Here is a 22,734-nt window from a genome sequence, read left to right as displayed (position 1 = left end):
CCCACTTTGACTTTGACATTCTTTCCGCAAGGGGACCCCTCCGTCTCGAGCCTCGCCGGCAGGCAGCGCTACGATCTTCGATCTCCGCTTGCTCGCCATGGCACGGGCCACCCCGCTCCCCATCAAAAGGGATGGGGAGGAGAAAAAAGAATATGTTCAATGGTTTCTTCTCCTCCCCATTTCAAATGGGGAGGTGCCGAGCAAGCGAGCCCAAAGGGCGAAGCGCGTCGAGGCGGAGGGGTCTACCTACTGTCGATGTGTCAATCTTTTCGTTGATAGGTATTATACCAAGCGTCATAAAGAATGACGCTTGGTATTCGCATTTTTTCAGCTCAAGCGCCGGACTAGGCGCCCCCCATGGCTCCTCGCACAAGCGCGGGCGCGCCAGAACGTTCTTTGGCGCGCTTGCCAACCCACGATGAGTCAAGGTCGTCGAGGGTTGGTTTTAGCACCCTCCTGCGCAACAGCGACAGTGTCGCCGATCTTCACCTCGAAATCGCCGAGATCATTGTAGCGCGTCACCACACCGCCGCCGTGATCGATGTCCAGCACCTTGCCGAACCAGGGCTCAGCCCTATCAGCACGCGTGACCCGGCCCGCCGCAGACGGCCGTCGATCGGCATGACGAAGGCCCCCGGCTATTGCGCTAACGGGCGGATACTTTCATTCAGCAGCTTCAGCTGGGCGTCGACCAGGAGGGCATTGGGATCATGGCCCGTGCGCGGCAAGATGACGAACGCCTTTTGCGGCGCGGTCAGGCTGTCGAAATAGCGACGCGAAATGTCCGGCAGGGTCAGATAATCCGCTTCGCCCTGTAGCAGGAAGATCGGCACCTTAAACTCCGTGCCCAAGGCCGGCAGGTCCACCTTAGAGAACATGCCGTCGCCTTTCCAGCCGACGAACTGGATATAGGAATAGTCTTCGCCGGCCGTGTAATCGTCCTGCGCCTGAGGCGTCGCGTAGTCCGCTGCGGGTTGCCACCAATCGGCCGGCGCCGGATCGGTCGCCTGGGCTTCGTACTTGCGGTCGATACGGCGCAGGATGCCGAAGCTGCGCGGATCGCTCCACGGCGGAGGTCCGATTTTCTCCAGTTTGGTCAGGCTGTCCTGGTCATCTGACACGCGCGCCCGATCCAGCAGGAAGGCATAGGTGGCCGCCGGATTGTCGCGATAACTCACCATCTGCGCCGAACCGAGATAGGCGGCAAACAGCTCGGGTTCGGCCTTGATCATGTGGATGGCGAGGATGGAACTCCACGACCCGCCCACCAGGATGACCTTACGCTTGCCGACGCGTTGAGTCAGATAGCGCGCGACTTCGATGCCGTCATCGCGCATCTGCGCGATGGTCAAGGGTGTGTCTTCTGACGGCCGGTTCTTGCCCCAGGTCATGCCGGCGCCGCGCTGGTCCCATTGCACGACGGTGTAGTCCGTCTCCCAGCCACCATAGATGGCGTCGGAGAAAGGGCTCATCGGATTGCCCGGCCCGCCGTGGACGATCAGGACGATCGGGTTATCGCAGCGATCACCCTTGATGGTCACCCACTGCGGTATGCCGCCGATCTGCACGAAGCCTTTCTCATCCAGCTTTTGCATCGGCGAGGGGCAGATGTTCTCCGGCTGGATCTGCGCCTGGACGCCGGGGGCCAAAGATAGGAGTACCGCGGACAATACTGTGGTCAGGAAAGCACGATACATGGAATCCCCTTTAAGGCAGGCGGAAGCTAGACCCTCCTGAGGTGACAGGCAAGTGGCCACCGCTATTCGTACCGCGTGTCGCGATGGTCCTTGCGCCATTGCCGCAGGATCGACGGCGTTCACGGGGTTGGCGTCTCGTGTTATGTTGTCCCTGGGCGTTCATCTGTAATTGACTCCGACACAAGTCTTTATACTGATGCGGCGGAGCGTTCCGGGGCTTTTCTGCGAGATTTTGGGTAAGTACATTTGCTTTTAATGACTCTGACCACTTTAAATCTTACGTTACTCGCTTCTAAAATAGAATGGCCTTTGTGCAGATGGAGACGTTCAGAAGAACATAAACCTGTCGAATTTTTTCGTTTATACCCGCCGCACGTTTCAAGATTTTACTCCGTATGAACGCGCCCCGCTCTAAACCTGAGACACGCACTCAAGCGTGCGGATGGCCATGCCCACGGTCCGCGCGCCGGCGTGCTTTCAAATTGATCATATGCCTCAGATTTCCCATCGAACTAACGACGTGGAGAGCCAGGGCCAGATAGCCCTTTTCGTGCAGTGTCTTCAGTGTGGCGGCGTCCATCCCGGCCAGGGCATCAGCGCTGATAGAAAATAGTTCGGGCAGCTTGTAATGCATAGAGTCATCGATCCTGATGTCGATTTCGACGGGAGCAATCAAGCCGGCCGCGTAGAAGGCATCGAACATACTGCCGCTCATCTCGGCGCCTGCGTGAATAACACGGAGGGCTTGAGTGGCTCGTTCGAGCGCAGGAGCATTGCCACCATGGGTAAGGAACAGAGGTTCGCCTTCGCTGCGGCTGATCCTCGGGTGATCGAGATCGACATTAACGACCAGATCGCGCCGCGACTCGCCGCCGCCTTCGTCGGGGCCAAAGCCGATAAGGAAAGGGCCGCGCGTCAGGATGGCGGGGACGTAACGTGCATTCCAGCGGTCCTCGTCCAAATAAAGGTTTTCGTCTTTATCAAGGCCGAGAAGGACAAAGGACTCGAATCCGCCTTCACTGTTCAGGCGGAAAAATATCGGGTATTCGCGCTGCAGGTCGCCGTACTCGGTCGGCACAACCAGCGCCTGGTTGATAATGTCGCCAAGTTCGGCTGCGTGGCGCGTGATGATCTTCAGATCGCGATGTTCGAAATTGTCGAGCGGAACGGGCTGGGCCATGCGTGTATTTCCGTAAGCTACTTCAAGAGAGAAAGGGCCACGATCACGCGCGGCCCTTTCCTTTTGCTGTGACGTTATTAGGCGCTGGCGCCATTAAAACTTGTAGCGAATACCGAGTTGGTAACGCGTATCAAGTTCCTGACCAAAGTACATGTTGGTTGAGTCGCGACCAAATTGGCGGATATGCGCTTTGTTCAAGTTCAGACCTTCCAGCGTAAGTTGGAGGGCTGAGGTCAGCTGATAATTGACCGATGCATCAATCGTGCCGAACGGCTCGGTATAAAGGGGGTCACCCTGGGCGCCGAGGTTGGTAGCACTGATGAATTGATCTCGCCAGTTATAAGAGATGCGGCCCGAGAGCGCCCCCTTATCGTAGATGGCTGTTACATTATATGTATTCGACAGGCCCAGCAGCGGAAACTGCTGCGTACCCGGAGGGGCCGAGTTGTTGAAGCCGATATCGCCCTTGACTGTCGTCAGACTGCCCGAAACGCCGAAGCCAGTATCCGAGAAGAAGTGCTGGAAGGCAAATTCCACACCGTGCAGATTGGCCGTCTTGTTGTTTACCGGAATATTGGTGTCGAACACAAACAGCGGATCGTTGGCGTCAGCCGTGATGTCGTAGGCCGCCAGGGTAGTGTCGACGAAGGTCTGATCCAGGTTCCCACCAACAAGGTGTGATTGGTACTCAGCCGTTGCGGCAGCTACGTTACCGCTATTCTTTACAATAAGAGCGGTCATCGTGAACAGGTTCACGTCGGTCGCACTTTGGCTTATGCCGCTGAGAGCGGTTTTTGCAGTGCCCGAACGGGAACCTGAGGCACCGGAAGATGGGTCACGCAGGCCGAATTGACTCGTCGAGACGCGGCCAGTGCCAACGAAGTTCGCCACGTCCTTGTTGTAGAAACCGAGTGAAACGTAGGAGTCCTTACCATAATACCACTCCACCGAGAAGTCGATATTGCTGGACTCCAGCGGCAGCAGGGCGGGGTTGCCGGAGCTGGCCGTCGGGTTCGTGCCATTGGCCGTCGGACGCGGCGGAGTGTTTACCGTCGTCGTGGCGTACATATTGCCGTAGGATGGACGCGCGATGGTCTTCGAGAATGAAGCGCGGGCGATCATGTCTTCACGGAAGTTCCAGGTGACATCGAGGTTCGGCAACCAATTGGAGTAGCTCGACGCGCCCGAGACTGTAGCAACGCCCGTTCCAAAGGATGTTGTGAAGTCGTTGTCTGCCGTCCAAAGAATAGCTGTCGGGACACTTTGCAGCGCCGATGCCTTGACGTCGGTTTTTTCATAGCGCAAGCCGGCGACGACGCTAGCGGGTTGGCCGAGGAAGCTGCCCTTCATTTGGAACTGGCCGTAGACCGCCTTGATGTCTTCCTCGATAGTGTTGGCTGTAACCGATGCGTTCGGGATCTGCGTATCGTAAAGTGCCGAGCTCGCCAGAGCCTGGTAAATATCGAGCGCGTTGCCACGGAAGGCGATATTGGACTGGCCCGGATCGAAGTCCTGGAAAAGTGAGCCCAGGTCATAGGTTGTTACCAAGCCTGATGCGTACTGGGCGACGTCGCCTGGATTCGAAATACCCCAATCACCGAGAGGTTGATAGGTGCTGCCCGTCGTCGTGCTCATCGTCGACTTGATTAAATCAATGCCAGCATTGAATCGGCTGTCGCCATCGAAATCATAGGCAAACTCCGCCTTGAATTCGTCGACCTGATGTGTCTGGCTGTTCGTCGCGGTGCGGCCAACCTGCGTGCCAACGTCGGCAAGGTCCAACTTGCCGTTGTTGTTGCCCCGGAGGGCGTCGTTGACCGTATATTTCACCACCGGTACGCCCGACCGGAAATCTACGGACTGTTCTGAGACCACGGGCGCGCCAAGAGCAATCTGCACAGAGCTTGTGCCATTTGGATTGTTCGGTGAAGCTTCCCCCTTCGAACTGTGAGCGTCGACGGTCAGACTCGCCCTGTCATTGATGTCCCACTTGGCATTGACGCCGAACGACTGCAGCGTGCTTTTTTGCGCATTCAATTGCTGTTCAAAAGCAATGTCCTTTACGCCATTTAAGTTTTCCTGCAGGTAGACTGCATTATAAATGCCGGATTCGCCTTTTTCAAATATGATCTGGTCGAACGGGCGATTAAACCAGTTTGTTTGCTCGGCGCGTTGCTCGGAGCCTTCATTGCTGACGTAGAGTGCATCTGCGGTGATCAGCAAGGACTCAATGGGTCGGAACTGCATCGTCGCACCGACGTTTGTGCGCTTGTTATGCGTTTGCGACAGGGCGTAGCGGCCGTCATTGGGATAGGCCACATAAGAACCCGCTGGAGGCGCGTTGGTAATCTGCGTCAGCAGAGTTGTTTGGTTCGACGCATAACGGAGCCGACCACTGCTTGGGGAGTAGAACTGTGCGACAGGGTCCAGGTTCCAGTTGTTCTCTGTGGTTTGACGCGTCGCAACGTCCTTTTCGGTGTATTGCCCGAACAGGCTGATACCAAATGACTTAGCGTCGTTGGCCCAGTTGTAGGTGCCGGTCAGTTCCGGTGTCCATGCTTTTCCGTCGACCATATTGTCGCCGTGAAGTGCCTTGGCGCCGAGTGTGCCGCGACTGCCTGGCTTTCCGTTTAGCGGGCGCAGAGTCTTGATATTCAGCGTGGCACCGATACCGCCCGAAGCGATGTCTGCTTTGCCAGTCTTGTAGACTTCAAAGCCGCTGACGCTGTCCGAGGCGATGTTCGAGAAGTCGAAGTTGCGCGAACCGCCACCGGCATAGGGATTGCCTGTACCGATCAGGTCGATGCTGGCGGTCGGCATAACGCGGCTGTTCAGAGTCACCAGGTTGAAGCCAGGGCCGAAGCCGCGGACCGTAACCTTCGAGCCCTCACCGTTGACACGGTCGATCGAGACACCCGGGATGCGCTGAACCGATTCGGCCAGGTTGGTGTCAGGATACTTGCCGATGTCTTCAGCCGAAATGGCTTCGACGACGCCGACGGCGTTCTTTTTGATGTTCATCGAGCGTTGCAACGCACCGCGAACACCAGTGACAACTACGACCGTGTTGTCTGCTGGTTCCGTTGTCTGGGCGAATGCCGGGGCCGTCATTGCACCCAAGGCCAAGGCGGAGACGCTGCAAAGAACTGCTTTGCGCACAAGCCCTCGAACCCGTTGATTCGAAATTACATCGTTCATTTTTTCTTCTCCCATGTTGATGAAAACACTCTCCTGCTCCCGATCGCTTTTGCGGCCTGTTTTTCAGCATTGATACGCGCGGGGGCAGCTCATTCCGGGCGCTCAAAAGCGTGACCGGATATCCGTGTGCGCGGAGGCTGTTTCTCCTTGCGCTTGCGTCCCTCACTCTGAAGCTTTTGACTTGCCCCGTTAGGATGGGGCCGTCAGCTTCTCTTAAAATTGGCGGCACAGCTCAAAGCGTTGCCGTTAATGGCTTCCAAAAATCGGGGCCGCCTCGAATTTTTTTCGGCGGCCCCAGAAAGTTGGGAAGCGACCAACCTATATCCGTAAAATGGTAACGTTGTCAATTTTTACACGTTTTCTCCGCAAATCTCTTATCAGCATTGGTAAAATGCCTGATGAATGAGTCATTACGTGATATTTCTCGATAAGAAAACGTTGCCATTTGCCTGGTTTTTTTGCGCGACTCACATTGGCACCTATTTTCAATTTTTTGCTCACATATGAAAACGTTACCATCGCGTCCTATTGAAATTTTTGGACACGTCGCCCCCCTCTGTTTCGGCAGCGGCCGTCTTTTATCCAGGAGGAACGAGATTGCAGCCCCCCCCAACCCGAAAAATCGAGGCCATTCAAAGCTGAAACTTTCCCCTGTAATCCCCTCAGTCCGCCTTAAAGACGATGCAGCACGACGCCCTTGCTCACATTCCCAGCCGCATGTTAATCAAAAGAACAACGGTTTTGGGAGGTGCCGATGCAATTGTCGATGCGTTACGGTCTCGCCGGCATTGGTGGATTGATACTGTTGTCAGCCGTGCAATGGCTTCGGGATCAGCCGATGAGTCTGGATCCTTTCGGCGCATATCTCGCCGGGGTGACACCGAACTTTGCTGCGGCGATCGCCATATGTTTCGTTCTGCTGAGCATCTGGGCAAGTCACAGGCGCGACACCAACGTCACCTATATGAGGAGTCGATTTCTGGTCTGTGCAGCGATCAGCGGCCTTGGACTGATCGGCTGGGAACTCGTTCAAAGGACGAGTCAGCGGTTCGTCTTTGACATCCACGACATGCTCGCGACGCTCGCGGGTATCGGCACATCTGCGCTTGTCTTTTTCATCATAACGCCGAACACATCGGACAAAAGCGATATCGAAGAGCAGGACGCGGCACCGTAGGGCGCGATACGATAGGAATCACGCTAAAGGAGCTCACGAGTTTTCAGTGAACATGTTAAGCGGCGATTGCCGCGTTGCGTTACGCGGTGCGCTACACCTGGGATGATCGTTCGCGCTATCCAGGCTATTGCAGCCTCCCCATGGAAAGTTTGTCACGTCAAAGACAAGAGAGCAGCTCATATCGTGTCAGCGAAATCTCCCACGCAAAACTGCGTAAACTGATCACACTAGAGGCTGAACCTCACGATGTCGGACCTCATCCGTTCGTGTTATAGCCGGCATCGACATAGATCACCTGGCCGCTGATGCCCGACGCCTTGTCGGTGACCAGAAACGCCGCCGTTTGGCCAATCTGCTGAAGTGTCACCAGGCGCTGCAACGGTGATTTCTCCGCCGCCGTGGCTAATAGCTCATCGAGGTGGCTCAGTCCCGACGCCGCTCGGGTTCGGACCGGTCCGGTCGACAGGGCGTTGACGCGAATGTTGGACGGTCCGAGATCATGCGCCAGATAGCGCACGGACGCCTCCAGGGCGGCCTTGACCGGCCCCATCAGATTGTAGTTGGGAACGACCTTTTCGGCGCCGTAAAAACTCATGGTCAGGATGGATCCCCCGTCGACCATCAGCGGTTCTGCCCGCCTGGCCAGCCGCATCAGCGAATGGCAGGACACATCCATCGCCATGGCGAAACCTTCGGCGGAACAGTCCGTAAGTCGGCCCTGCAGGTCGGCTTTCGGGGCAAACGCGATCGAATGCAGGATAAAGTCGAGCCTGCCCCAACGTTCCGCGATCATCGCAAACACCTGGTCCATCTCATCAGCCGAAGTCACGTCCAGGGGCAGGACGATAGACGCGCCCAACCTGTCCACCAGGGGTTCAATGAATTTGAAGGTTTTTTCATTCTGGTAGGTGATTGCCAGGTCGCATCCCATGGCGTGGAACGCCTGTGCGCAGCCCCAGGCCAGAGAGTTCTCGTTTGCCAGACCGACAATCAGCCCCTTCATAGTGTGCTCCATTTTCTTCAAACCGTGCGCACGTACGCTGGAGAGATGCAAGCGACGCAGGTGACCCGGAGCAAAAATCGCAACGGCTTGCGGCGATAGTTTTCACTTGCTTCCGAGATTAGATTTCGGGGGCAAGATTTCGGGGGCAGGTTGTCAAATGTTCAAATAATTTCAGGCTATCGTCTTTCGATGCCGGCTCTTGTCTTGGCTTCGGCCCACGCTACTGGGGTGAGAGTCTGCGACCTCGGCCATCACCCCGCCGATTAAACTTGCTAACTCGCGGCAGCGGATGCTGGTGCTGGCTTCACGTCCGCCGGCTTCATCAGGTAATAGCGGAACCGGAAACTGGCTTTCAGCAGGTGATCGGCCACCAGCCTGCGTTCATCTGCCGACAAAGCCGCCATACCTTCGATCAGGGCGCGTTCGACCTTGGCGCGGGCCTGGTCTTCGTAGCTGCGCGCCTCTTCCGACAGGGCGGCGATACGCGCCGGTTCATAGGGATCGGTCGCCGCCAGGCGGGCCGCTTCGGCGCGCAGGTCGCGTGCCTTGGCCATGTCCTGTTCACCGCTCAAGGCCGACTGCTTGATCAAACCCTTGATCCGCGCCTTTGTTTCCGGCGGCATGTCCTTGGTGGCCTTGTCCCAGGTCGAGGCCATCGGCGGCCGCGCCCTGGACTTGCAATGCTCCTTGACGACATAGGCGCTGCCGCCCATCGCCGCCAGCAGGAAGAGGTTGAGGACAACGGACGCGCCCAGGGCCCACTTTATCTTGCCGGACGCCATCCTACCCGTTCTCCATCTCGTCGCCGAGTTCGATCATCTGGGCCTGTTCCAACACGGTCTGAGCGCGCAGTTCGTCCAGGCTGCGCAGGCTGACATTGATGCCCAGGACCGCGCCGGCCAGGCAGGCGGCCAGGCCTGCACCGGCCCAGAAGACGGCTTGACGCCGAGGTCTTGCCGGCATGATGCCGGTCACATCATTGGCGGCGATCATCTTCGCCACGGTCTGGAAATGCAGGCGTTCGGTAACAGCGACCTCGTCGACCACGCTCAACATGTCATCGAGCGCCTTAGCATCGGCCAGCCATTGCGCCGCCTCCGGGTTGGATCCGGCAAGGGCTTGGGCGTCCTGACGCTCGCCGTCCGGCCACCGTGCAGAATTGGCGCCATAGGCCTCGAGAATGTCCCGGAATCGCCGGGCCGCCATGACTTCGTTACGCATCACTCACCTTCCTGCCTGGCATCCAAAAACTTTGGTCCAGGCTTGGGCACAGGCTTGGGGTAAACATCAGATCCGGCGACACTGCCGGATTTTTCTTCAACGGGATTGAGCCGCGACCGCAGGGTGCGCCGCGCTCGCGACAGCAAACTCTCCAGGGCCTCGACACTGACCTCCATCAGGGCTGCGGCTTCGATATTGGACAGTTCCTGATAATAACACAGGGTTATCGCAACGCGCTGGCGTTCCGGCAAGGCCTTTAACGCGGTTTGCAACGCCGCGGCATTCTGAGCCTGTTCGATGACCGCAACGGCGCCGGGTGCACTGTCGACGATTTCGACGTCGTCGGTCGAGACCTGATCGCGGCGGCGGCGCAAGCGATCGTAACACAGGTTGAGCGCCACCCGGTGCATCCAGGTATCGATCCGCGCCCTGCCCGGCACCCAGTCGCGCGCCTGTTTCCAGGTCCGCACCAGGGTTTCCTGGGCAACGTCCTCGGCTTCGACCGGATCGCCGAGCATGCGCCGCGCCAGCGACAACAGCCGCGGCAGCTTGCGCGTCACCAGCACCGACACGGCGGCGGTATCACCGCGACCGATGCGCTCAAGCAGGGTTTCGTCCGGATCGCTGTTCACACGCGTGGTCTCCCCGCCCAGCACGGAAACCGGGCGCCCGGCCTCGCGCCGGTCAATGGGCGGCAGACTTATACGTAGGTTCACGGGCATCGGCCTTATATCCTTAACACAGGCAAGCCTGGGTCACGATGACCAAATCTGGGAAGTTGTTTCTGGAGAACGAGCGTAAACGGCATTGCGTTAACTTAAGTCCAAGCACCGAACCCATTTTCGATCTTGTACTTGTACGGAGCATAACCGTGTTTCCGTCGAAAGCTGGCGGGAAAGAAATTATGCGGCATGACTGTCCGAACGAAAGTCGCCCCACCACCACCCCATCACGCGAAGCGCGCGGGGAGGTATAATTACGCACGAACGATCTTCTCGAACGCCGCCCGCGCGCGCTTGCGCAGGTCCTTAAGCTTCTTTTCCAGGGTATCGAGCCGGCGCGTATGGACGGCGCGCGCCAGCTTGCGCTGGAAGGCTTCGGGCTCGTTGTGCGGGTCGTCGGTTTCCGTCAGCGACACGCGCATGACCTGCGCCAGGGACTGCTGAACCCGCCAGGCCGCGGCCAGGGCCTCGATCTCTTCGGCCGGGGCCAGACCGGCGCGCTGCATGGCCGACAGGGCCTGCAAGGTTCCAACGCGCAGGGGACCGCCGTCGGCAGCGTGGATCAGCTGCAGGTACTGGGCGGCGAATTCGCAATCAACCTGACCACCGACGACAAGCTTGAAATCCCAGAAGCCCTTGGCCGGCCGTTCGCGCTCCATCAGGGCCCGCATGTTGAGCACCTCCAGCGCCGTTTCACCCCTGGGCCGCTGGCGGCGCAGGATGGTCTCAATTTTCAGCCGCACCAGATCAGCAAAGTCGGCCGACGACGACCACACCACACGCCCCCGGGTCAGGGCCTGGAACTCCCAGGTATCGGCGCCACGGGTGTAATAGTTTTCGAACGCCGCCAAAGACACCGCCACCGGCCCCTTGGCGCCGGTCGGCCGCAACTTCATGTCGATCTCGTACAGCGCGCCTTCGTGGGTCGGCGCTGACAAGGCGGAAATCAGGCGCTGGGTGAAACGGGCGAACCAGGTTTCCGGCGCCCAGCTTTTGACGCTGGAGACACCTGAGGGGTCCTCGGGCAGATAGACCGCCATCAGGTCCAGGTCCGAGGTGGCGGTCATTTCCTGCGAACCCAGCTTGCCGAGCGCCAGGATGGCGACCTGGCCATCCAGCCGGCCGGCCTGGCGCTTTATATCTTCGACGCAAAGGGGCGCCAGATGGTTGATGCAGGCATCGGCAAGACGGGCATAGGCGCCACCGGCGGCTTCGGTCTCCAACCGACCGGACAGGATCTGCATGCCGATGCGGAACTGCTGTTCGCGACAGACCCGGCGAAGCGCATTCATCACGGCCTCGAGATCGTCGGGCACGCGTTCGACTTCTCTGGCCACCTCACGCGCCACAATGGCGTCCAGTTCCTCGCCCAGGGGGTCGAAGAAGCCGGCGTCCAGCATGGCGTCGAACGAGGTCGGGTGGCGCGCCAGCATCTGGGCCAGGCGCGGCGAAAAGCCCATGATCTCAACGATCGACCGGAACAGTTTCGGATTGGCCAGGAACAGCGACTGGATCTGGACCCCGGCGTTCAGGGTGACAAAGAAGCGCGAGAAGCGGGTAAAGGCGATCGACGGCGTGCCGGTCTCGTTCAGCGCTTCCAGAAGGCGCGGCACCAGGCGGGTGAACAGTTCGCGGCCGCGCTCCGACCGCGTCGCCGGGATGCGGCCATGGTGCCAGGAGCGGATGGTCGCCGATACCTGTTCCGGATGATCAAAGCCCATCCGATGCAGGGTCTTGAGGGTCTCGGGGTCGTCCTCGACGCCGGTAAAGACCAGCGAGCCGAAGCTGGACGACAGGGGTTCGGACTCGCTGAACAGTTCGCCATAGTGGGCATTGACCAGGCGCAGTGTGCGTGACACGGCCAGGTCGAAGCGCGACAGGTTGGAAAAACCTGACAACACCGCGACCGGCAGGCGGCCTTCGTCGGCTTGCGGCAGTTCGTGAGTCTGCTCGTCGTGGATCATCTGGACGCGGTGTTCCCAGTCGCGCAGGCGGCAATAGGCCTGTTTCAACTCCTTGGCGACAGCGGGCACCAGATGACCAGCGCGGCGCAGGGCGTCCAGGGCATCGAGCGTGCGGCGCGACCGCAGCGACGGGTCTCGGCCACCCAGTATCAGTTGCTGGGTCTGGGCGAAGAACTCGATCTCACGGATGCCGCCAGCGCCCAGCTTGAGGTTGGCGCCGGCCGGATCCAGGCGTTCGTCGACATGGTGGACGTGGATCTGGCGCTTGATCGAATGGACGTCGGCAATCGCCGGATAGTCAAGGCTGCGGCGCCAGATGAACGGCGTGAGGTCGGTCAGGAACTGGCGCGCCTCTGTCATGTCGCCAGCGATCGCCCGGGCCTTGATGAAGGCGGCGCGTTCCCAGTTCTGGCCGACCGATTCGTAATAGTGGAGCGCAAACGGCACGCTGACCACCGTTGGCGTCGACGACGGGTCCGGACGCAGGCGCAAATCGACGCGGAAGACGTAGCCGTCCCCGGTGCGTTCACTGAGCAGGGTCGAGACGGCACGCGCCACCCGGTCGGCGAACGTCTGGGCATCAACCTGGGTATTGATCGGTAGCTTGGCCAGGTCGCAGAAAAAAGTGATGTCGATGTCGGACGAATAGTTGAGCTCGCCAGCGCCGTGCTTGCCCATGGCCAGGACGAACAGTCCCGGCAATATCCCGCGTTCGCCACGCTCGGAGGGCACCAGGCGGCCCTTATCGGTTTCGTCGCGCACCACCAGGGCCAGGGCGGCACAGGTAACGGCGTCGGCGAAGCGGGTCAGGGCGGCGGTGACATGGTCGAGATTCCAGACGTCACCGAGATCGGCCAGGGCGGTCAGGAGATGGGTGTCGGCCTTGAGGTGGCGCAGAATCTTCTTGGCGGCTGGAATGTCCAGCGTGCCCATGGTCATGGCCTGCTGCTCGACCGCCTCCGTGGCCAGCAGGATGGCTTTGAGGCGCGCTTCGGGCGCGGTGATCAAGGTTTCGCGCAGGCGCTGGGGGTCGCGGCGCATCAGGCTGGCGAGATAGGGCGAAGCGGCGACAATGGGCAGCAGAGCGGGTTCGGCCGTTTTCAGGACGTCGGCCCAGCCTTCAGCGCGGGCGACCTCCTGCAGCGTCTCCATGACGTAGGCCGAACCGGATTCGTTAAGCACCGGACCGCAAGGGTGCAGCCGGTCGACCAGCGCTGAAAACAACACATCCGCCATGGTAGCCTGGTAAAGCCTCTCCTGGTTCCCGCCGCAGTCGCCTGCGCCGTCGTTGCTGAGTAATGCAAAAACAAGTTAAGCGAAACCGTTTCTTGGATTTCGTTTTGGGAAACGACCCATTTCACAGCACCTGTGAACCGCCGAGCAGCGGCTCATCATGCAAAAAGGTGGCCGCTACGCGGCAGGTTCAGTCAAACCCCTATACCGCCGGCAAGACCAGTGCGGTGCGCAGGCCCGGCCCCTGGTTCTTATAGACCCCCGGCCCCTCGTCGATGACCAGCCGGCCCTTATGCGCGACCGCCACCGCCTCGACCATGGCCAGGCCAAGGCCCACGCCCGGCAGACTGCGCGAATTTTCCAGCCGCACGAAGCGCTCGGCAATCCGCGACCTGTCCTTTTCCGGCACGCCCGGCCCCGTATCGGTAATCGAAAACTCTACCTCGCGCTGGGACGTTCGGCGCAGACGCAGCGTAATCCCGCCCTCCGGGGTGTATTTCACGGCATTGTCCAACAGATTGGCCAGGGCCTGCGCCAGGAAGTCGCGATTGCCCACGGCCTTGACGCCGCGCTCAATCTCCGCTGCGAATTCCAGCCCGCGATCGGCGGCGACCAGTTCGTACAACTCGGCCATATCGTCGGCCAGGGCGGTGGCGTCGAACGGCACCTGCTCTGGCGCGCCGCCCGCGGCCTGAAGTCGCGATATGGCGAACACCGTCTGGAAGGTGCGGAGCAGCTGGTCGGTTTCTTCAAGCGCCTTGGCCAGGGCCTCACGCGCCTGAGACGGGTCTTTCTCGACATCGATCAACGACACTTCCAGCTTGGAGCGCAGCCGGGACAGGGGCGAACGCAGGTCGTGGGCAATGGCGTCGCCGGCATATTTGAGGTTGCCCATGGTCTTTTCCATGCGCGCCAGGGTCTGGTTGATGCGGATTCCGAGCGCGTCGAATTCGTCGCCGGTGTCGCGCACCGGAATCCGCGCCTTCAGGTCGCCTTCCTGAACGCGTTCCAGTACCGTCGTCACGCGGTGGACCGAGCGCGAAACCTCCTGGTTGATCAAGGTGCCTGCAAACAGGCCCAGGATGATGACCAGGATACCGCCACCGACAGCAGCCTTGACCTCTTGCTGGAAGTTATGGTCGGCAAAGCTCATATCCATGGCGACATAGACCAGGAAATCGTCGCCCATTTTGACGATGCGGCCCTGGTAACGGCAACATTCGGCGTCGTTGGGTGAGCGGCTGAAGACGTTGACCGAGGCCTCAGTCCCGCCGGAACTGAGCATGTTGAGCCCCGCGGCAATCATGTAGTCGGGCAGGTCGCGGCCTTCCATGCGGGCGCGCGGGTTCTGGGCCAGGACCTGGCCGGAACCGTCGAAAGCCCCCTTGGCGAAGACCCATTCGACGGCGTCGTCGGCCAGGATACGGCCGACCACGGCCGCCTGACCCTCGGCGGCCTGAACCTCCCGTAGAACCTTCATGCGGGCTTCGATAGAACTGTTGCCCCAGGCGCGCGATTCCGTTGACGTTGCGAGATAGATGTAGCCGAACACCAGAACGGCAACGAAGACGTAGACGCTCAGAAAGACCAGGGTCAGGCGGAACGGCGTCTGGCGGAAGAAGTTGGGCTTGAAGATGTTGAGGCTGAACAGGTCAACCCGGCCCAGGGCCGAAACACGCTGGCGCAGGTCCGAAATGGGATCAGGCATGGGCGGGCTCCTCTGCCAAGTTGTGTATCCGTCAGTTTCGCCCTTTTATACCTCCCCGCGCTCTTCGCGTGGGGAGGTATAGACCGGCATCACGCCTTCAACTGATAGCCTTCGCCGCGCACGGTGTGCAGCATCGGCCGGTCGAAGTCCTTGTCCAGCTTGGAGCGCAGGCGCGAGATGTGGACGTCGATGACATTGGTCTGCGGGTCGAAATGATAGGCCCAGACCTTTTCCAGCAACATGGTGCGGGTCACGCTCTGGCCGACATGACGCATCAGGAATTCCAGCAGCTGGAACTCGCGCGGCTGTAAATCTATGACCTTGTTCTGACGCTTCACCACGCGCGAAATCAGGTTCATTTCCAGGTCGCCAACACGCAAAACGGTGTCGACTGAGTCCTTGTCCTTGCGACGCGCCAGAGCCTCAACGCGGGCGACCAGTTCGGTCAGGGCATAGGGCTTGACAAGATAGTCATCGGCGCCGGCGCGCAGGCCCGACACCCGGTCCTCCAGCTCGCCCAGAGCTGACAGGAACAGCACCGGCACATCGGTGCCTTCGCTGCGCAAGTGCTGCAACATGGTGACGCCGTCCATCACCGGCATCATGCGGTCCAGAATGATGACGTCGGGCATTTCGGCCTTGATGGCCTCAAGGCCCTGCTGACCATCGCCGGCCAGGCGCGCCTCGATGCCGGCTTCTTTCAGGCCGCGCTGCATGTTGGTTGCCGCTTCGTTGTCGTCCTCGACGATCAAGACCTTCATCCATCTGCCCCATGATTGGTAATTCAACCAGCTATTAGCGCGAGTCTTAGCGGGAAGCCCGTTAAAAATTGGACAGGCTGGACCAAGAAAAAAGCCCTCCGCGAACGGAGGGCTTTGATCCAATGGGCAATGGTGAGCTTACGGCTTTGGCGTTTCCGCCGGCGCCTTGGGCTTTAGAGACAGCGGCAAAGGAATATTGCGGCCGTCGCGGTTGACCAGCAACAGGATGCTGGGGCGGCCGGCCTTTTGCAGGTCGCCGACGATCGACTTGAACTGCGTTTCCGACGCGACCGCTTCGTTGTTGGCCAGGACAATGACATCTCCCGGACGCAGGCCCTTTTCAGCGCCGTCCGAGGTCTCTTCCAGATCGGTGATAACAATGCCGTTGACATCGGCACTAACGCCGAACGCCTTGCGGACCTCCGGCGACAGCGCCTTGACGCTCAGGCCGATCACCGGGGCAGCGCCGCCTTCGTTGCTGGACGAAGACGAACTGTCGCTGCCGCCACCGTTGAGGCCACGGGCCAGATCCGATTCGGACGGACGCAGGGCAGCCGTAACTGTGACCTTGACGATCTTGCCGCTACGCAGGACGTCCACCGTGACCTTTTCACCGGCCTTGATGTCGGCGATGCGGCGAGTCAGGTCGGTCGGGCTCTTCACCGGCGCGCCGTTGACCGTCTTGACGATGTCGCCGACCTGCAGGCCGGCCTTTTCGGCGGGGCCGCCGCGGGTCGTTTCAGCGACATAGGCGCCGGTCGTGTCCGTGATATTCAGCGCTTCCGAGATTTCCTTGCTGACCGGCAGGATCGACACTCCGATATAGCCGCGGGCGATGGAGGCCCCCGTCATCAGTTGCTTGGTAATCTTGTTCGCTGTCTCGGCCGGAATGGCGAAGCCGACACCAGCATTGGCGCCCGAAGGGGTGACGATGGCGGTGTTGACGCCGATCACCTTGCCATACAGGTCAAAGGTCGGTCCGCCCGAGTTGCCCCGGTTGATGGCGGCGTCGATCTGCAGGTAGTCGATATAGCTGGTGCCGCTTTCACGCAGGTCGCGGCCATAGGCAGACACGATACCAGCCGTCGCAGTGTTGGAGAAGTTGAAGGGATTTCCGACGGCGACGACCCAGTCGCCGACGCGGGGCTTGCGATCCAGCTCCCAGCGCACGAACGGGAAGTCCTTGCCCTCGACCTTGAGCACGGCCAGATCCGTCGCGGGGTCGCGGCCGATGACGGTCGCCTTCAGTTCCTTGTCGTTGGTCAGCTTGACGATAATCTCGCTGGCGCCTTCGACGACGTGATTATTGGTGACGACATAACCGTCGGCCGAAATAAAGAATCCTGAACCGGCGCCGCGCACTTCCTGTTCGCGGCCGCCTTCGGGATCCTGACCCGGAAAGCTGAAACCCGGGAGAGACGGAATTCCGGCATCGACCTTGACCTTGCCCTTGGTCTCGATCGAGACCACGGCCGGCGACACGCGCTCGATCATGTCGGCGAAGGACATGGGGGCGCCATTGGGCGGCTTGACGGGGGTCAGGTCGGCGGCCTTGAGCAACTGGGCGCCGTCATAACCGCCCGGTGCGTGATTCAGACCGGTCATGGCTGCGGCCGACATGCCGGCGGCCAGGACCAGACCCAAGGCGGTTCCGCCGAGGAAAGACTTGTTCTTGAGTAACGATTTCAGATTCATGTTGCCCAAACTATTGCGAATCCCCATGGGTACTACCTAATTCCCTGCGGCATATATGTGCTTCAGACTATCTGAGCGCTTCGCGGCCGGATGACAACCATCCAGGCGAATAAATTTACCACCCGCGCAGCTTAAACAAACCGCTGAGGCAAAATCGTGACATCAATCGTCAGCTTTCATGATTTCGCGAAGTTTTTCGGTTTCTTCCGGGCTCAATTCGTAAGTCCTTGAGGTTTTTTGCTTTTTGCCTAGCCAAAAGAGCAGACCCGCACCCAGCAGGACAATAAGCGGCGGCAGGACCCACAGCAGAAGGTTGGACGCGGCGAATCGCGGGCGAAACAGGACATAATCGGTGTAACGCGCCCGCAGTTCCTCGCGGATCCGGACGTCGTCCTTGCCGGCAGCGATATCCTCACGGATCAGGCGGCGCATGTCAGCGGCGATCGGGGCAGTGGAGTCGGCAATACTCTCGCTCTGGCACTGGATGCAACGGACCTCACGAAACAGGGCTTCAGCCCGGGCTTCGTCCTGGGCCGGATCGGCCAGGGCTGGCGTCGTTGCCAGAAGAAGGCAGATTGGAACCACGAATGAACGCGAATAAACGCACATCGACCGAAGGGCCGCCAGCATCGCGCTTCCAACGGCACGCGGGCGTCGGAGTAAGCCGAAATACTCGCGCTTATCTGCGTTCATTCGCGGTTCCAAACCTCTGACCATCACGTTTCCACCTTTCCGGCCGACGTGTCTTCGGACGGACGCGGCTTCGCTTTGGTGGGCACACCCAGACGCAGGCGCCGGTCGGCGAGGGATACCAGCCCGCCAAGGGCCATCAGCAGCGGCCCGAGGAAGATCAGCCGGACCCACGGATTATAGAAGAAGCGGACGTGCCACGCGGCCCGGCCATCGGGCAGGGTCTGGGGCTGAGCCATGACGATATACAGGTCCGACAAAGGGGTGAAACATAGCCAGACCTCGCTCTGCGACGAACCTGATGCCCCGTAGTAGCGCCACTGCGGTCGCGCTTCGCACACCCGCTTGTTGTCGTCGCGGACGCTGAATACACCGCCCTGGGCGTCGTAATTGCTGGCCGTGGCGGCAAAAGTGTCGTCAAAAGTCAGGTTGTACCGTCCGGTCTTGAGGGTGTCGCCGACCGCCATGACCTGGGTTGCGCCCTGTTTAGCATGGGTTTCAACCACCGCACCCAACACAAAGACGCCTAGACCGATATGGGCCAGCAGCATGCCCCAGGTCGACAGGGGCAGGCCCGTAGCCCGCTTAAGTTTGCCTTCGGTACGGTCCCAAAGAAATTTGAACGAACCGAAGATCAGCCAGAAACCGGCCAGCAGGCCAATCAGATATTGCGCCTGCGACCACCACGACGCACCGCGATACAGCACGAGCCCGACCGCAGCCGCCAGGGCCGCGAAGCCGAAGGTCAATCCAAGGCGCTGCAACACGCCCTTCAGGTCGGCACGCCGCCACGCCATCAGGGTCGAGATCGGGATCAGCAGCAAGGCTACGATCATGATCGGCGCGAAAACGGCCAGGTAATAGGGTTCGCCGACCGACATGGTCTTGTTGAACACGGCCTGCATCAGGATCGGATACAGGGTGCCCAGGAACACGGAGCAGAGGGCGGCCGACAGTAGCAGGTTGTTCAACACCAGGGCGGTTTCGCGCGAGACAGGGGCAAACAGACCGCCGGGCTTAAGATCCGGCGCACGCACCGCAAACAGGGCAAAGCCCGCGCCCGCGGTCACCAGCAAGATCGCCAGCAACAGGATGCCGCGCTGCGGATCAACGGCGAAGGCGTGGACCGAGGTCAGCAGGCCCGAGCGCACCAGGAAGGCGCCCAGCATCGAGAAGGTAAATGCCAGCAGTCCCAGGAACACCGTCCAGGCCTTCAGCGCGTCACGCTTTTCCATGACGATGGCTGAGTGCAGCAGGGCCGTCGCCGCCAGCCACGGCATGAAGGAGGCGTTCTCGACCGGATCCCACGCCCACCAGCCGCCCCAGCCCAGTTCGTAATAGGCCCAGAAGGCACCAACCGTGATGCCGGCGGTCAGGAAGCTCCACGCCACCAGAACCCACGGCCGGATCCAGCGCGCCCAGGCGCGATCAAGCCGGCCTTCGATCAGGGCAGCGACGGCGAACGAAAATACCACCGAGAAGCCGACATAGCCGAGATAGAGCATGGGCGGGTGGAAGGCCAGGCCCGGGTCCTGCAGCGCCGGATTCAGCGACAGGCCCTGCAGGGGAGCGGCTTCCAGCATCCAGACGCGATTTGGGTCCTCGGCCAGGCGCCACAACGGATTGGAGCTGAACAGGGTGAAACCGGTAAAGGCCGCCCCCAGAAGACCCTGGACACCCAGGGCCTTGTGCTTGAGGCCAGCCGACAGGCCGCCGCCGCGCAGGGTGATCATGGCGCCGTAGACCAGCAGGATCAGACACCACAGCAGCATCGAGCCTTCATGCGAACCCCAGGCGCCAGTTATTTTATACAGCAGCGGCTTGTCGGTATGCGAATGCTGATAGACGTTCACTACGGAAAAATCTGAACGGACGAAAGCGGTGACGAGCATGGCAAAGGCGCCGATGATGGCCACGGCGGCCGCCAGGGACAGGCCTTCGCTGTAGCGTTCCAGCCCGGGCCGGCGCAGCCCGGTGGCGACCACCGCGGCCTGGGCGATGCTGAGCATGAAGGCCAGGACAAGGCAGAAGTTGCCGATTTCTGCGGTCATGATCCAAACGGCCTTGGCGGTTGGACGGATGTACTCATGCCGGCCTCGGGACGCCACTCGCCTTGCTTCTTCAACTCGTCCTGAACATTCTTTGGCATGTATTCCTCGTCGTGCTTGGCCAGGACCTCGGTGGCCCGCAGCGACGCCGCGCCGGTGACCTTGCCTTCACACACCACGCCCTGCCCTTCGCGGAACAGGTCGGGCAGTTCGCCCTTGTAGCTGACGGCAACCTCTTTGAGCTTGTCCTGGACGGTAAAGCTGATGGCGCCATCACCGGAACGCACCACGGTGCCCGGCTTGACCAGGCCGCCCAGGCGAACCGTGTCGCCAACCGAAACCTGCGCCTCCAGCAGCTGCGCCGGTGTGTAAAAATAAACCACCGTACCACGCAAGGCATAGAGGCTAAGGCCCACAGCCAGGGCCAGTGCCGGAGCAGCCACCAGGAAGATCGTCAATCTGCGGCGCGCTTTAACCGACTTAGGCCAAAGGTTCATTGCACGGCCTCCGCGCGCCGCATGATTCGTTGCGCTAACGCCGTCGGACGGCCCCGTACGCTCCTTGAGCGCGGGCGCGCTTTAACAGACCTGGGCCACCAACTCATTGCACGGCCTCCGCGCGCCGCATGATTCGTTGCGCTAACGCCGTCGGACGGCCCCGTACGCTCCTTGAGCGCGGGCGCGCTTTAACAGACCTGGGCCAAAGGTTCATTGCGTTGCCTCCGCACCTACGGCCTGTTGCGACTTGGCCAGGATAGCCTGGGCCACCTGCGGACGCGCAAGATAATGGGCCTGCATTTTGGCAAGCGCCTTTGCATGCGCGCCGGCGTCGCCCAACACATTGTAGGAGCGCAGGAGGCGCGCCCAGCCATCGGCGTTTTCAGGATCGGCATCGAGTGACGTTTGCAGACCCGCGACCATGCCGGCGATGCGTGTCCTGGTGGCGGCCTCGGTGGCCTGGGCGATGTCGACGGCCTGCAGTTCGGCCGCGACCATCGACCGCCAGGTCGTGTCTGGCGGAAGGTTGTCCATAGCGCTGCGGAAACTGGCGCGCGCCGCATCGAACTGGCTGGTTTTCACCTGATGGAGGCCCAGATAGTAGAGGGCGCGGGGATCGTTCGGGTTGCGCTTGATGGCTTCACCGAAGGCCTGAAGGGCTTCAGCATTGCTGGTCCCACCGGCCGTCAGGGTGACGGCCTCGCCCAGGGCCGACCATTCAACGAAGGTCTGCGGCGACAAGCTTCTGGCGCGTTTGTAGGCCTTCATACCCTCATAAGCGTTATTCGTCGCGACCTGGAGCCGTCCCAGCCACAGCCAGTAGTCGGGCTGCTGGCCGAATTCCGCCTCGCCCTGACGCAGGACGGCAACCATGACCTGAGGCGGCACCGATTCGGGGGACTCCTGGGCCATGCGCGTCCAGCGTGCCTGTCTTTCCTTGTACGGCTGGTCCGGCATGCCGGGGTGTCCGATGACCATATAGAGTCCGAAGGCCGCCGCCGCCGTGACGGCCGAAATCATGACGCTGTGGGGCATACCAGCGGTTTGGGCGGTTTGGGTGGTTTGGCCGTCCCCGGCTTTCAACAGGGCGCGGGCGGCCTCGACCCTTTCCTCGTGGGCAGCATCGTTATCTATGTCGCCTGCTGCCAGCCGCCGGTCAACATCAGCCATAAATCCGGCGTAGAGCGACTTTTCATGCGCGATTGCCCCGTGCGCCGGCGCAAACCGATGCCAGGATGCCGCAACAGCAACTACCGCAACGCTGATCAGCGCGCAGATCAAGGTGAGCAAAATCATGCTGCTTCTTTAGATGATTTGACGGCGAAACCAAAAACAAATGTCGAGCGCAAAACCGGCTGCGGCATTTGGGCGCTGTCAGACTCCCGTCTGTGCCCTCGAGGGGAGAGACTGAAACTATGCCACCTTCCTGGGCTTGAACAGGTCGGATGAGGCGACGCGGCGCCGGCCGACCAGGGCCTTCTCCTCACCGCACAAGGCTTCCATCAGGTCGGTGACCAGTTCAAAGAAACTCATCACCACTTCGGGATCGAGCGCCTCGTCGCCATTCGCAATGCCCAGCAATTCCTCGAAGTAGGTGTCCATCGCGCTTTCGAGCGCCTGAGCCGTCTTGGTATGCAAGGCCGCAAAACCGCCAGAATGGGCGACATTGCGCAGACTCCTGACGAAAGCCAGGGTCTGGACGGCGCGGACCACCTCCTCCGGGCTTGGGAAGCGCTCGACATGGGGCGTTTCCTTGCGGACCCGGCCATAGATGCGTTCCGATTTCATGGGCAGGGCATTTTCCAGAACGCGCTCAGCCCCCTTCAACTGACCCTCGACCAGTTCGGCGATAACCTTGTGGCCAGCCGCCATGCGCTTGCCCCAGGGGCCATCACGCTGCAACTCGATGAAGCTTTCGAAACTCTGCATCAGGCTGAGGC

The 22,734-nt window shown here is 60.5% G+C and carries 17 protein-coding genes and 1 pseudogene; 1 reads left to right on the top strand and 17 read right to left on the bottom strand.

Annotated elements, in window-relative coordinates:
* Nucleotides 1–423: 423 nt before the first annotated feature.
* The 4 genes from ABAC402_RS41280 to ABAC402_RS37840 form a co-directional block, all read right to left on the bottom strand.
* Entirely contained in the window at nt 424–642 is a 219-nt protein-coding gene (locus ABAC402_RS41280) for a peptidoglycan DD-metalloendopeptidase family protein (protein ID WP_082180080.1), read from the bottom strand.
* The gene (locus ABAC402_RS37850; protein ID WP_023451143.1) at nt 639–1,697 is read right to left on the bottom strand and encodes an alpha/beta fold hydrolase; all 1,059 of its coding nucleotides are present in this window, start codon (nt 1,695–1,697) and stop codon (nt 639–641) included. The genes ABAC402_RS41280 and ABAC402_RS37850 overlap by 4 nt, the downstream gene beginning before the upstream one ends.
* A 430-nt stretch (nt 1,698–2,127) precedes the next feature.
* On the bottom strand, nt 2,128–2,877 hold the full coding sequence (locus ABAC402_RS37845; RefSeq protein WP_023451142.1) for a SapC family protein: 750 nt from the start codon (nt 2,875–2,877) through the stop codon (nt 2,128–2,130).
* Between the two features lie 93 nt (nt 2,878–2,970).
* The gene (locus ABAC402_RS37840) at nt 2,971–6,075 is read right to left on the bottom strand and encodes a TonB-dependent receptor (RefSeq protein WP_031236072.1); all 3,105 of its coding nucleotides are present in this window, start codon (nt 6,073–6,075) and stop codon (nt 2,971–2,973) included.
* A 754-nt stretch (nt 6,076–6,829) separates the two neighbouring features.
* Between ABAC402_RS37840 and ABAC402_RS37835 the strand changes: the two genes are divergently transcribed.
* Complete coding sequence (locus ABAC402_RS37835) at nt 6,830–7,252, top strand: hypothetical protein (protein WP_023451140.1); 423 nt, start codon at nt 6,830–6,832, stop codon at nt 7,250–7,252.
* A gap of 256 nt (nt 7,253–7,508) precedes the next feature.
* Here the strand turns inward: ABAC402_RS37835 and fabI are convergent, their stop codons facing one another.
* The 13 genes and pseudogenes from fabI to ABAC402_RS40480 all read right to left on the bottom strand — a co-directional run.
* Nucleotides 7,509–8,255 (bottom strand): enoyl-ACP reductase FabI, encoded by a 747-nt coding sequence (gene fabI / locus ABAC402_RS37830; RefSeq protein ID WP_023451139.1) that lies wholly within the window; start codon nt 8,253–8,255, stop codon nt 7,509–7,511.
* A gap of 272 nt (nt 8,256–8,527) precedes the next feature.
* Complete coding sequence (locus ABAC402_RS37825) at nt 8,528–9,037, bottom strand: periplasmic heavy metal sensor (protein WP_023451138.1); 510 nt, start codon at nt 9,035–9,037, stop codon at nt 8,528–8,530.
* A gap of 1 nt (nt 9,038) precedes the next feature.
* Nucleotides 9,039–9,476, bottom strand: a complete 438-nt coding sequence (locus tag ABAC402_RS0120960; RefSeq protein WP_023451137.1) for a hypothetical protein — start codon at nt 9,474–9,476, stop codon at nt 9,039–9,041.
* Nucleotides 9,476–10,198, bottom strand: coding sequence for an RNA polymerase sigma factor (locus ABAC402_RS37820; protein ID WP_023451136.1), 723 nt, complete (start codon nt 10,196–10,198; stop codon nt 9,476–9,478). The genes ABAC402_RS0120960 and ABAC402_RS37820 overlap by 1 nt, the downstream gene beginning before the upstream one ends.
* A gap of 254 nt (nt 10,199–10,452) precedes the next feature.
* Nucleotides 10,453–13,398 (bottom strand): bifunctional [glutamine synthetase] adenylyltransferase/[glutamine synthetase]-adenylyl-L-tyrosine phosphorylase, encoded by a 2,946-nt coding sequence (locus ABAC402_RS37815; RefSeq protein ID WP_023451135.1) that lies wholly within the window; start codon nt 13,396–13,398, stop codon nt 10,453–10,455.
* Nucleotides 13,399–13,597: 199 nt separating this feature from the next.
* Entirely contained in the window at nt 13,598–15,103 is a 1,506-nt protein-coding gene (locus tag ABAC402_RS37810; protein WP_023451134.1) for a HAMP domain-containing sensor histidine kinase, read from the bottom strand.
* 89 nt (nt 15,104–15,192) lie between these two features.
* Entirely contained in the window at nt 15,193–15,864 is a 672-nt protein-coding gene (locus tag ABAC402_RS37805; RefSeq protein WP_023451133.1) for a response regulator transcription factor, read from the bottom strand.
* 138 nt (nt 15,865–16,002) lie between these two features.
* Nucleotides 16,003–17,559 carry a Do family serine endopeptidase gene (locus ABAC402_RS37800; protein WP_040410133.1) on the bottom strand — a complete coding sequence of 519 codons (1,557 nt, stop codon included), beginning with the start codon at nt 17,557–17,559 and terminating at the stop codon, nt 16,003–16,005.
* A 162-nt stretch (nt 17,560–17,721) separates the two neighbouring features.
* Nucleotides 17,722–18,189 (bottom strand): cytochrome c-type biogenesis protein, encoded by a 468-nt coding sequence (locus tag ABAC402_RS37795; protein ID WP_023451131.1) that lies wholly within the window; start codon nt 18,187–18,189, stop codon nt 17,722–17,724.
* An 86-nt stretch (nt 18,190–18,275) separates the two neighbouring features.
* A complete protein-coding gene (locus tag ABAC402_RS37790; RefSeq protein WP_023451130.1) occupies nt 18,276–20,300 on the bottom strand; it encodes a heme lyase CcmF/NrfE family subunit in 2,025 nt (674 codons plus the stop codon).
* Complete coding sequence (gene ccmE / locus ABAC402_RS37785; protein ID WP_040410132.1) at nt 20,297–20,794, bottom strand: cytochrome c maturation protein CcmE; 498 nt, start codon at nt 20,792–20,794, stop codon at nt 20,297–20,299. The genes ABAC402_RS37790 and ccmE overlap by 4 nt, the downstream gene beginning before the upstream one ends.
* 210 nt (nt 20,795–21,004) lie before the next feature.
* The gene (gene ccmI, locus ABAC402_RS37780; RefSeq protein WP_023451128.1) at nt 21,005–22,090 is read right to left on the bottom strand and encodes a c-type cytochrome biogenesis protein CcmI; all 1,086 of its coding nucleotides are present in this window, start codon (nt 22,088–22,090) and stop codon (nt 21,005–21,007) included.
* A 117-nt stretch (nt 22,091–22,207) separates the two neighbouring features.
* Nucleotides 22,208–22,734, bottom strand: a pseudogene (locus ABAC402_RS40480) (hypothetical protein); the annotation flags it as partial.

The sequence above is a fragment of the Asticcacaulis sp. AC402 genome (genome assembly GCF_000495835.1).
Lineage (GTDB): Bacteria > Pseudomonadota > Alphaproteobacteria > Caulobacterales > Caulobacteraceae > Asticcacaulis.
The sequence above is the reverse complement of the archived record's forward strand: the minus strand, read 5'-3'. Positions and strand labels throughout refer to the sequence as shown.

Coding starts and splice junctions, on each gene's coding strand:
- ABAC402_RS37850 (WP_023451143.1), bottom strand. CDS start 1,697: ATGTATCGTGCTTTCCTGACCACAGTATTGTCCGCGGTACTCCTATCT.
- ABAC402_RS37845 (WP_023451142.1), bottom strand. CDS start 2,877: ATGGCCCAGCCCGTTCCGCTCGACAATTTCGAACATCGCGATCTGAAG.
- ABAC402_RS37795 (WP_023451131.1), bottom strand. CDS start 18,189: ATGCTGGCGGCCCTTCGGTCGATGTGCGTTTATTCGCGTTCATTCGTG.
- ABAC402_RS37800 (WP_040410133.1), bottom strand. CDS start 17,559: ATGAATCTGAAATCGTTACTCAAGAACAAGTCTTTCCTCGGCGGAACC.
- ABAC402_RS37840 (WP_031236072.1), bottom strand. CDS start 6,075: ATGAACGATGTAATTTCGAATCAACGGGTTCGAGGGCTTGTGCGCAAA.
- ccmE (WP_040410132.1), bottom strand. CDS start 20,794: ATGAACCTTTGGCCTAAGTCGGTTAAAGCGCGCCGCAGATTGACGATC.
- ABAC402_RS37815 (WP_023451135.1), bottom strand. CDS start 13,398: ATGGCGGATGTGTTGTTTTCAGCGCTGGTCGACCGGCTGCACCCTTGC.
- ABAC402_RS37820 (WP_023451136.1), bottom strand. CDS start 10,198: ATGCCCGTGAACCTACGTATAAGTCTGCCGCCCATTGACCGGCGCGAG.
- ABAC402_RS0120960 (WP_023451137.1), bottom strand. CDS start 9,476: ATGCGTAACGAAGTCATGGCGGCCCGGCGATTCCGGGACATTCTCGAG.
- fabI (WP_023451139.1), bottom strand. CDS start 8,255: ATGAAGGGGCTGATTGTCGGTCTGGCAAACGAGAACTCTCTGGCCTGG.
- ABAC402_RS37805 (WP_023451133.1), bottom strand. CDS start 15,864: ATGAAGGTCTTGATCGTCGAGGACGACAACGAAGCGGCAACCAACATG.
- ABAC402_RS37790 (WP_023451130.1), bottom strand. CDS start 20,300: ATGACCGCAGAAATCGGCAACTTCTGCCTTGTCCTGGCCTTCATGCTC.
- ABAC402_RS37810 (WP_023451134.1), bottom strand. CDS start 15,103: ATGCCTGATCCCATTTCGGACCTGCGCCAGCGTGTTTCGGCCCTGGGC.
- ABAC402_RS37825 (WP_023451138.1), bottom strand. CDS start 9,037: ATGGCGTCCGGCAAGATAAAGTGGGCCCTGGGCGCGTCCGTTGTCCTC.
- ABAC402_RS37835 (WP_023451140.1), top strand. CDS start 6,830: ATGCAATTGTCGATGCGTTACGGTCTCGCCGGCATTGGTGGATTGATA.
- ccmI (WP_023451128.1), bottom strand. CDS start 22,090: ATGATTTTGCTCACCTTGATCTGCGCGCTGATCAGCGTTGCGGTAGTT.